The sequence below is a fragment of the Mesorhizobium sp. genome (assembly GCF_004962925.1).
Classification (GTDB): domain Bacteria; phylum Pseudomonadota; class Alphaproteobacteria; order Rhizobiales; family Rhizobiaceae; genus Mesorhizobium.
In genome coordinates, this window is the sequence record NZ_SUEO01000225.1 from 1 (window position 1) to 10,261 (window position 10,261).

Consider the following 10,261-nt stretch of genomic DNA (forward strand, 5'->3'; position numbering starts at 1 on the left):
TGATGGCAGGGACGTGCCGATTTTTGATCCGGAGCGCCTTGCGTCCGATTCGGCGCGAAGAGGCGCTCAGGCATTTGAAGCCGCGCAGGATCTGGCCCGGAGCGCTTCCGGGATCATGCGCCAGGGGGAAGCAAGGGCATCATGAATTTGCAGAGCATGACCGGTTTTGCACGGGCCGTCGCCGAACATGACGGCACGTCGATCGCCTGGGAAGTCAAGTCGAAACCGAAGAGGCGCGGGCGGCGCTCGACAGCGCGATTCTCTCGGCGCTCGAAGTGTCGCTGGGTGGGCTGGAGCAGGCACGCCAGGGCGAGGGCTCCGCACTGCGCTCGTTGCTGTCCGGCCATATCGACGCTATCGGGGCGCTGGCGCTGCGTGCCGAGGCCGATCCATCGCGCGAGCCGGCGGTGATCCGCGAACGGATTGCCGAGCAGGTCCGGCTGCTGATGGATGCCTCCGCCAATCTCGACGCCAGCCGGTTGCATATGGAAGCGGCGTTCCTGGCCACCAAGGCCGATATCCGCGAGGAGATCGACCGGCTGAAGACGCATGTGGCGTCCGGCCGGGTGCTGCTGGCAGGCGGCGGCGCCATCGGCCGCAAGCTCGATTTTCTGGCGCAGGAATTCAACCGCGAATCGAATACGCTGTGTTCGAAGTCGAATGCCGCTGCGGTCACCGCCATCGGGCTGGAGTTGAAGGCGGTCGTCGACCAGTTTCGCGAACAGGTCCAGAATCTGGAGTAACCCTGATGGTCGCCAAAGAGCCTGTGGTTGCTAAGGATTTGGGTTCCCGCATTCGTCGCCGGGGTCTGATGCTCGTACTGTCGTCGCCGTCAGGTGCCGGCAAGTCGACGATTGCGCGCAATCTTCTGGAAAGCGATTCCAGCCTCGAACTGTCGGTCTCCGTCACCACGCGGCCGCGCCGCGGCAGCGAGATCGAGGGCGTCCATTATCATTTCCGCACCATGCGTGAGTTCGAGCGGCTGCGCGATTCAGACGAGCTGCTCGAATGGGCCGAAGTGCATGGCAATTGCTATGCGACGCCGCGTGAACCGGCCGAACTGGCGCTGGCACAGGGCCGCGACATGCTGTTCGACATCGACTGGCAGGGTGCCCAGCAGCTCAAGGAGAAGATGCGCGCCGATATCGTTTCCATCTTCATCCTGCCGCCGTCGATGAAGGAATTGAAGGCGCGGCTAAAGCGCCGCGCCGAGGATCAGGAATCGGTGATCGAGACGCGTCTGAAGAACGCCCGCAACGAGATCGAGCACTGGAAGGAATATGATTTCGTCATCATCAACGACGATCTCGATCGCGCCTTCGCCGAAGTGCGCGGCATCGTCGTCGCCGAGCGTCTCAGACGCGACCGCCGGCCCGGCCTGTTCGATTTCGTCTCGGGATTGCTCGACGAGAAGACGGATTAGGCGCCTTCCTTCTCACCGTCACTATACGGGGAGAAGAGAGCTACACTGCGTTGGTCAGTCGCACGAATTCTTCGATATCAAGCGTTTCGGCGCGCCGCGTCGGATCGATGCCGGCGCGGGTGAGCAGGGCTTCGCCGCCGAGGCTCTTGACGCTTTGGCGCAGCATTTTACGGCGCTGGCCGAAGGCCGCTTCGGTGACGCGGCTGAGTTTTTTCACTTCAGCGGGAAGAGGGCTGGCGCGTGGCACCAGATGTACCACCGAGGAAGTCACCTTGGGCGGTGGCGTAAACGCCTGTGGCGGCACGTCGAAGGCGATTTTGGCCTCCGTTCGCCAGCCTGCCAGAACGCCCAGCCGGCCATAGGCATCGCTGCCGGGTCGGGCGACGATGCGCTCGGCCACCTCGCGCTGGAACATCAACGTCATCGATGCGTAGAAAGGTGGCCACTCGGCAACGGTCAGCCAGCGTACCAAAAGTTCGGTACCGATATTGTAGGGCAGGTTGGCGACGATCCTCACAGATCCATTGCCCCCATGCGCCCCTTGGGCAAGCGCTGCAAAATCCGTCTTCAGCGCATCGCCGGCAATGACCTCCAAACGGCCCGGATAGTGATCTGACACCTCCGCGAGCGCCGCCAGGCAGCGCTCGTCGCGCTCGATGGCGATGACCCGACCAGCGCCGTGGGAAAGCAGCGCACGGGTCAGGCCGCCGGGACCCGGACCGACCTCGATCACCGTGGCGCCCGTCAGGTCGCCGGCGGTGCGCGCGATCTTGCCGGTCAGGTTGAGGTCGAGCAGGAAATTCTGGCCAAGCGCCTTTTTCGCCTGCAGCCCATGGCGTTCGATTACCGCGCGCAACGGCGGCAGCCCGTCGATGCTCATGCGACCGCTCTCATGCAAAGGCTCATGCGGTGGCAGCCTTCGTCCCCGTGTCGGCAAGCTTGCGGGCGAGGCTTAGCGCCGCAATCAGGCTGTCGGCCCGGGCTATGCCTCTGCCGGCGATATCGAAGGCGGTGCCGTGATCCGGTGAGGTGCGGATGAAGGGCAGGCCGAGCGTGACGTTGACCGCCTCGTCGAAAGCCAGCGCCTTGGCCGGGATCAGCGCCTGGTCGTGGTACATGCACAGCGCAACATCGTAGCCGGTTCGGGCGCGGGCATGGAACAGCGTGTCGGCCGGCAGCGGCCCGAAAGCATCGATGCCCTCCGCCCTCAGCCTGTCGACCGCCGGGCGGATGATGTGCTCGTCCTCGGCGCCCATCGCGCCGCCTTCGCCGGCATGCGGATTGAGGCCGGCAATGGCAAGCCGAGGCTTGGCGATGCCGAAGCGATGTTCGAGATCGGCGGCGGTGATGCGGGCGGTCGCAACGATCAAGTCCGTCGTCAGCGCTTTCGGCACCTCGCTCAGCGCAATATGGATGGTGACCGGAACCGTGCGCAACTCGGGACCGGCAAGCATCATCACCGGCATCGTTTCGGCGCCGGTGTGGAGCGTCGCCAGATGCGCCAGATACTCGGTATGGCCGGGGAAACGAAAGCCGGCATCGTAGAGCGGTTTCTTGGCGATCGGGCACGTGACGACAGCCGCTGCGCGGCCACCAAGGCAGTCGTCAACAGCGCGGTCGATTGCCTCGATTATGCCGGCGGCGTTAGCTGGGTCCGGGCGGCCGGGGCCGTCGACGAAGCGGGCGACCAGCGGCACGACGGGCAGGGCGCGAGCAAAGACGCGCGCCGTTTTGGCTGGCGCTGTCTCCGTGATTGGCACATCGACGCCGAGCAGGCGCGCCCGTGCGGCGACCAGCACCGGATCGGCGAGAAGATAGAAGGGCGGCACACCCGCTCCGTCGCGCGCCTGCCAGGCGGCAATGGCGATCTCCGGCCCGATGCCGGACGGATCGCCGACGCTCAACGCCAGCGGAAGCTGTATCTCTGGCACGCCCAGGGTGTCTTAGCGCTCGACGATGCGGGCTTTCTTCCGCAACTCCTCGACATACTTCTTGGAGAGCTCGTCGGCGTCCTTGCCGGGAGCGCCTTCGCTCTGGAACACCATCTGGGCGGCCTTGTCGTCGGACACTTCGCGTGACGAGCAGATGCCGATGAACTCGACGCCGCGGTCCGTCTCGCGCGTGCTGGTGGCGCCGCCGACCTTGGTGGCTTTGATCTGGTCGGCCCATTCCGGCGGCAATTGCGGCGCCAGCACCCGGCCGAGATCACGAACGGTGACGTCGACCAGGCCCTTGGCAAATTCGCGCGAGGTGTTGCAGCCGTTGAAGCGGGCGCGCATGGCGTCGGCCTCGCGTTTGCGCTTGGACAGCGTAGCGCTGCGCTCGGCCGCCGGCACGACGAAGATGACTTGCTGCAGCATGTACTCCATCGCGGTCGGCTTGGCGCCGCCCTTGTCGAGCATGCGCCTGACTGCGTCCTGCTCGCTCATGGCGCCGCCGCCGCTCTCGGAGCGATGGCGCGCGGTCAGCGCCTGATTCCAGGCCATCTGGGAGCGGATGAACTCCTTGAAATGCTCCTTGCCGACGCCGGACTGCGCCATGACGCCATCGAGTTGCTTGAGCTGCATCTTGTTGGTCGTGGCAAAGCGCTGATAGGCGGCGTCGACTTGGGCGTCGCTGATGCGGATGCCGAGACGCTTGGCTTCGGAGACGCGCAGCGTCTGCTCGATCATCTCGTCGGCGGGGTCGCCTTTCTTGCGCTGCAGGCGCAGGAAGGCAGCCCGATGCTGGATGTCGCCGGTGGTGATCGGTACGTTGTTGACGACGTATTTGATCTGACTGGCGAAAGCCGGCGGCGTCATCATGGTGATCGAGGCCGAGGTCGCCGCCACCAGCAGCGCGAACCCTGCCGAAAAGAGGTATTTCCTCATCGAAAGCATCCCAATTCTATCTCGGTTCCGGCCCAATTCTATCTCATTATGAGGGAGCTGAAACCCGTGCCTGCCCTATGCGGCGAAACGATGTCGTTAGAGCGACGTGCGTCCACTTGGGCGCAGTAGGTACGCTCTAACACTTTGAATCTACGCATCGTGCTTTCCGAAAATCAATTCCGACTTTCGAGCCGATGCGTTGGCCGCGTGTTCCGGCCGTCTGCTTCTGGCCAGCGTCTTCTACTGGATAGTGTCAATGGAGCTTTGTGACGAGCCGAAATCGCCGAGCGTGCGGAACGACAGGTTGAAACCGATGTTCTGCGACACTTCCTTGGTTTCCAGGTCGCGGGATTCCGAGAACGTCATCAAGTAGGTGAAGCATGAATCACTATAGGCAAAGCCGACCCCGTCCTTGACCAGGACACTTTGCTCCAGATCATAGGTGCCGGTGCCGAAGACACGCCAGTTCTCGGCAAGGTGCGTCGAGGCGCCGAGCGTGACCTCATGGCGATCGGTCGTGAAGCCATAGAGCGGCTGCGCCTGGATGAAGGCATATTTGGCGCTGAGCGAAATCGGCAGGCCGGAGTAGGCTGCCTTCATCTCGGCGCGGCGAACCTCAAGGCTCTGCTCGTCGAAACGGCCGCTGACCGAGCCGGAGAACCCGCTAGGACTGTTGAAGCCGACGAGGCCGACATAGTCGGAGGTCTCGGTCTCAAGACCGGAATCAGCGCCGACATTGACCAGATCCGGCGAATCGAAGGAGTTGCGCCCGCCCAGCTGGTAGGATTGGCCAAACAGCGCGTTGGTGCTCCAGCCATTGTCGTAGGCGCCGGAATAGCGCAACCCGACATTGGCGCGCGTGCCGCCTTCCATGCGGTCGTAGCCGGAGAACTTGTCACGCTCGAACAATGTCGTGGCGTCGAAGACGAAGCTCTGGGCGTCCTCGTTGGGGACAGCGAGGCCACCAACATATTGCTCGTTCGGACGCACGAACACCTGCGCCATCGGCTCGAAGATGTGGCTGGAACGGGTCGACGAGAACAGCACCGGCCAGCGCATTTCCAGCCCGGCGGTCGCCATGTAGCGGGCGAGCGATGTCCGCATGTCGTCGCTGGCATTTATCTCCGGGTTCATCGCCATCTGGTTGATGGCGGTGAGCGAGGCCGAGGACGCATTCACATAACCGGCGTCGCCGCGCAGCGCCAGCAACGGCGTCAGCAGCAGCCCGCCATCGGTGGTGAAGGTGCGCTTCCATTCGGCTTCGGCGGTGAGGCGGCCCGACTGGCCCTCGATGCCGCGGACACTATTGACGGACGCAGCGTTGTTCGGATCGGAAAGGATCCTATCCAGCCTTTCACGGCTGATGGCCTGCGCGTTGACATTGAACGACAATTGCCCGCCGCCCACCGCCATGTCAGGGATGTAGGCGTAGTCGAGCGAGGGCAGGACCCAGGGCTGCTTGCCGGCGCGCGCGGTCGGATCGTCAGGGAGCGTCTTTTCCTGGACCTCGAAGCGCATGGCGCGCACGTCGAAATAGTTGCGGCCGTTGAGGCCGGTTAGGTAGATCGAGGAGTGATGCACGCTGTCGTTGAAGTCTTCGATGGCGTAGGTGCGCGAGAAGTTCTTGTCGGTCTGCAACAGGACATCCCAGCCGAAGTCCCAGCGCGGATTGATGGCGAACTGACCCTTGGTGCCCATCATGCCGCGGAACTTGTTCGGGTCGCCGGCCGAACCTGAATCGACATTGTGCCCGTGGCTGTCGATGAATTCGTCGGGGTCCTCTTGCCGGATGCCGGCGATCTTCAGGCTGTACTGGCCGTTGTTGAAGCGCTGGCGCCACTCGGCCTCGCCGAGGAACCCTTGCTTGGTGTAGCCGCTGCCTGTCACGGTGAGGTCGTAGGTTGGTGAGAGCGCGAAATAATAGGGGACTTTGACGCCGACGCCGAGCTCGCTCTTGTAGGCAATGCCGGGAATCAGGAAGCCGCTCTTGCGCTTAACGGTCGGGTCGGCAATCTCGAAGGCCGGCAGATAGGCAAGCGGAAAGCCGAAGAACTCGAAATTCGAATTCTCGAAGCGAACCGTCTTCTTCTCGCCGTTCCAGATGATCTTTCTGGCTTTGATGCGCCAGGTTGGCGCTTTGTTTGGTTGGTCCTCGCATGGCTCGCAGGCCGTGTAGACGCCGTTGTGGAACGTCGTCAGCACGCCGCCCATGCGTTCCGCGCTTTCGGCGGCGAAATAGGCCTTGTCGACGGTTTCGACACGCAGCGCGTTGACGAAGCCGTCAGCGAAATCGTCGGTGATGTCGACATGCTGCGAATAGATCTTGGTGCCGTCGCTGTTGATGACCTCGACATTGCCGCTGGCGACGAGACGCTTGGTGTTGCGATTGTACTCGACCCGCTGGGCGACAAGGCGGTTGCCGCCATAGTCGATCTGGACGCCACCGACGGCCGTTACCGTCTGGTTGTCGTTGTCATAGACCAGCGTATCCGCCGCCAGCAGCATTTGCGAGCCGGCGGGGACTTCGGCTGCCATGTCGCTGATATCCTGGGCAGAAGCCGGAATATTCGGGACGACGCAAGCGAGCAGGCATGCCAAGGCGCTCGCCCCATAGAGGCGCGCCAAACCGGCCTGCCTATGGATGCGCAAAACCGCCCCCCTCACTAGCCGTCTTCCTTGTACAGCAAGAAAGTCACCCCGAAGAACATAGCCACAACAACCGGAACCCATGCAGCCACGACTGTGGGTACGAATCCCGCCACGCCGAATGCCTTGACCAGCACCGTCACGACATAAAGCAGAAACCCAGCCAGGACGCCACCCAGAATCATCGTCGCGGATTGTCCCATCCTCGCAAATCGCATCGACACCGTTGCGGCAATCAGCGTCATGGCGACGAGAAGGAACGGCAGCGCCACCAGCGAATCAAACTGCATGGCAAAGGCATTTGCCTTGAGGCCGAAGGAGCGGGCAACCTCGATCTTGCTGGGCAGGTCATAGAAAGGGATGGTTTCCGGGCGCGCCAGCCGCTCTTGCACGAATTCGGGCTTGAGATTGGTCGGCACCCGGTCGCTTGCCACCGATTGGATGTTGCCGTCCCGGAAAACCTTGACGTCCTGCAGTTCCCAGTAGCCATCCCGCAAAAAGGCGTGCGCCGCGTCCTTGCGTTCGACGATGTCGCCTTGCGGGCTTAGGACGAAGAAGACGGCGTCGGCCATTTCGAGGCCCTGATTGAGAATGGCGCGCGCGCCGATGATGGTATCGCCGGTACTGGTTTTCTGCCGGATCCAGGGCTCGGCGTCGGCTGAGACGGCGTTCGACTTGCCGGAGCGGAGCTGGGTTTCGATCTTTTCCGACCAGGAAAACGCATGCGCGGCGATCGGATTGATGACGCCGACCGACAACACGCCGAACAGCAGCGCCCCGATGCAGCACGGCAGCAAGAACTGCCATGCGGACACGCCGGCCGAACGCGCGATGACCAGTTCATATCTGCGGTTGAGCGAGACCAGCGTCGCCATCGCCGAGAACAGCCCCACGAACGGCACCGTCTGCAGCATGATCATCGGCATCCTCAGCGCTGAAATGGCGAACGCCGTCCCGTAGGTGAAGCCCGGCAAGCCGGTTGTGCGACCGGAAAGCTCGGTGAAGTCGATCAGGAACACGAGCGCCAAGAGGCCGATGAAGAACCAGATGGTGATCGTCACGTAGCGGAAGAAGAAGTATCTACCCAGAGTCCAGCCCATTAGCGTATCCAGCCCATTAGCCGGCTCCTTGGCCAGAAGCGCCACGCCTGGCAAAGCGGAGCTTGATGGCGCTCCAGCCGTCACTGAAGCGACCGGCGAAATTCGTCATCCAGTCGGCCCAGGCGACCGGCAGCTCCATGGTCCGGTTGGACACGATGAACCATATCGCGACCGCGGACGCCACGATAGGAACGCCGTAGACCATATAGGCGTATTGCGGAACGTTGTCGGCTTTGCCGGCGGCAAAGAAACCAAGCCAGCGTACGAAAAGTGCAATCGCAATGGCTGTGATCAGCGGATGAATGCGCGCCTCGCGATGGGAGCGCGCATCTCCCGCGACCGCAAGCGCGATCAGCGCGAAGACAATTGAATAGGACCATTCGGAAAAACGCTGGTTGAGCTCGGCCAGGTACCTGTTCGGCTTTTTCTGGAACGCCTTGTCGTTCGGACTGGGATTGAGCAGGTACTGGGTCGTCCGGTCCTTCGGCAAAAGCAACACGTCCGATGAGGCCGACATGAAGGCGGACAAGTCGAAGGCATAGGAGGTGAATCGGATGACCGAAAGATCGCCGGTCAGCGTTTCGCGATGGATGACGCCGTCGTTCATCATCAGCACCTTCTCGTCGCCGCTTTCGATGATGGCCCCGGTCTTGGCGTAGTAGATGAGGTTGACGCCTTCTTCGCGCGAATCGGCGACGAAGATGCCGCCAAGGCGGTTGTCCGGAAGCCGCTCGCCAATCTGCAGGAACAGGCCGTCGTCGATCTTGCGGAAGGTGCCTTCCTGGATGATCAGCGACAACAGATCGGCACGCGACGACGCCACCAGTTGCCGGTTTTTCTGGCGTGCATAAGGGTCAACGCCGTTATCGACTGCGAACGACAAGACGCTGGCCGCCAGCGCCAGGAGCATGATCGGCCTGACTATGGTCCAGCGCGAAGCGCCCGCGGCGTTCAAGACGGCAAGCTCAGAATCGGAATTCATCGCGCTCAGCGTCTGAGCGACGGCGACCACAAGGGCGAAAGGCACGACGATCGGGACGATCGACGGAATGATCAGCGCAGCGACCTCGAAGAAAGTCAGCGCCGACTGGCCGCTGTCGGTGACGAGGTCGATGCGGGCGAGCACCTGCGTCGTCCACACGATTGCCAGCGTCCAGATAAGCGCTGCCAGAAACACCGCCAGCGCGCGACGCATGATGTAGCGTTCAACGACCTTCATAAAGGCTTTTCTCGATTTTGCCGAACGGCATCATGCCTCCAGACAAGGTAGTCGTCCGGCGACGCCTGCACAACCGGTCCCGTTTGGCGGTTCGATCTGGTTTCCCGTCCCACATCGTTATTCCCGGTGGCCGGAGTGTCGGCGGCAATGGATAAGAAAGGGCGAACATCGATGGTTAACAACAGGTTGCGGCGGGAAAGCGGGGCCGTGCCGCGACGAATCGCCATCGATTCCATCCGCCATATGGGATCTGATTCCGGCAAAGTCTTGCCAAATGCCGGAAAACGACCAAATGATCGCGCCGATCACGGTCATGGCCGCCGTGGCCGCGACAGGTACAGGCATGGAAGCAGAAGTAACACAATTGCGCGGTCAAAGCGGCCAGGAATCGATTTTTCACGGTGCGATCGTGATCGGCGCCGGCGCGGCGGGGCTGGCCGCCGCCCATGCGCTGATAAAGGCCGGCGTGCCGACGCTTGTCCTGGAAAAGGAAAGCCGGCTTGCCGAGCCCTGGTATCGGCGGCACGAACGGTTGCATCTCAATTCGCATCGCGATCTCTCGACGCTGCCCGGCGTCGACTATCCCGCAGGCACCCCCGCCTTTCCCCACAAAACCGCCGTCATCCGCCACCTGAACGATTTCAGCCAGGCGCACAGTCTGCCGGTTCGGCTTGGCGTCGCCGTCGAGGAGATCGCGTTCAACGGCGATCAATGGACCGTTGAGACCAGTGCCGGGCCCCTGCCGGCGCATCATGTCGTCATTGCCACCGGGCGCGACCGGCAGCCGTTCATTCCGCAGTGGAAGGGCGCCAACGACTTTGCCGGCCGCATCATGCATTCGGCGGATTTTGGCAAAGCCGAGGATTATGCGGGAAAAAAGGTGCTGGTTGTCGGCGCCGGCAATTCGGGCTTCGACGTGCTCAATCATCTGGCGGGGGCGAGCGCCGCCTCTATCTGGCTGTCGGCCCGCAACGGCCCCTCGCTGCTGCCTAAACGCATCGGC

General features: G+C 62.6%; 10 protein-coding genes. 3 read left to right on the forward strand and 7 right to left on the reverse strand.

The features are described from left to right. The first annotated feature begins 275 nt into the window (after positions 1-275). Complete coding sequence (locus tag E5W87_RS29830) at positions 276-743, forward strand: DUF1732 domain-containing protein (protein WP_367118891.1); 468 nt, start codon at positions 276-278, stop codon at positions 741-743. A 5-nt stretch (positions 744-748) separates the two neighbouring features. Next, the gene (gene gmk, locus E5W87_RS29835) at positions 749-1,423 is read left to right on the forward strand and encodes a guanylate kinase (protein ID WP_292405798.1); all 675 of its coding nucleotides are present in this window, start codon (positions 749-751) and stop codon (positions 1,421-1,423) included. A 40-nt stretch (positions 1,424-1,463) separates the two neighbouring features. On the opposite strand, the gene rsmA is transcribed toward gmk, so the two are convergent. From rsmA to E5W87_RS29870, 7 genes are all read right to left on the reverse strand, one after another. Continuing rightward, on the reverse strand, positions 1,464-2,303 hold the full coding sequence (rsmA, locus tag E5W87_RS29840) for a 16S rRNA (adenine(1518)-N(6)/adenine(1519)-N(6))-dimethyltransferase RsmA (RefSeq protein WP_292405801.1): 840 nt from the start codon (positions 2,301-2,303) through the stop codon (positions 1,464-1,466). 22 nt (positions 2,304-2,325) lie between these two features. Next, positions 2,326-3,354 carry a 4-hydroxythreonine-4-phosphate dehydrogenase PdxA gene (gene pdxA, locus E5W87_RS29845; RefSeq protein ID WP_292405803.1) on the reverse strand — a complete coding sequence of 343 codons (1,029 nt, stop codon included), beginning with the start codon at positions 3,352-3,354 and terminating at the stop codon, positions 2,326-2,328. A 12-nt stretch (positions 3,355-3,366) separates the two neighbouring features. After that, on the reverse strand, positions 3,367-4,302 hold the full coding sequence (locus tag E5W87_RS29850; protein ID WP_292405806.1) for a peptidylprolyl isomerase: 936 nt from the start codon (positions 4,300-4,302) through the stop codon (positions 3,367-3,369). A 231-nt stretch (positions 4,303-4,533) separates the two neighbouring features. Beyond that, positions 4,534-6,957, reverse strand: coding sequence for an LPS-assembly protein LptD (locus E5W87_RS29855; RefSeq protein WP_292405809.1), 2,424 nt, complete (start codon positions 6,955-6,957; stop codon positions 4,534-4,536). Next, positions 6,957-8,039, reverse strand: coding sequence for an LPS export ABC transporter permease LptG (gene lptG, locus E5W87_RS29860; protein WP_292405812.1), 1,083 nt, complete (start codon positions 8,037-8,039; stop codon positions 6,957-6,959). Before lptG ends, E5W87_RS29855 begins: the two co-directional genes overlap by 1 nt. 16 nt (positions 8,040-8,055) lie before the next feature. Further along, positions 8,056-9,258 (reverse strand): LPS export ABC transporter permease LptF, encoded by a 1,203-nt coding sequence (lptF, locus tag E5W87_RS29865; protein ID WP_292405815.1) that lies wholly within the window; start codon positions 9,256-9,258, stop codon positions 8,056-8,058. Continuing rightward, complete coding sequence (locus E5W87_RS29870; protein WP_292405818.1) at positions 9,255-9,485, reverse strand: hypothetical protein; 231 nt, start codon at positions 9,483-9,485, stop codon at positions 9,255-9,257. Before E5W87_RS29870 ends, lptF begins: the two co-directional genes overlap by 4 nt. A 116-nt stretch (positions 9,486-9,601) precedes the next feature. Here E5W87_RS29870 and E5W87_RS29875 point away from each other — a divergent pair. After that, positions 9,602-10,261, forward strand: a 660-nt coding sequence (locus E5W87_RS29875; protein WP_292405821.1) for an NAD(P)/FAD-dependent oxidoreductase, incomplete at its 3' end; no start/stop codon positions are given.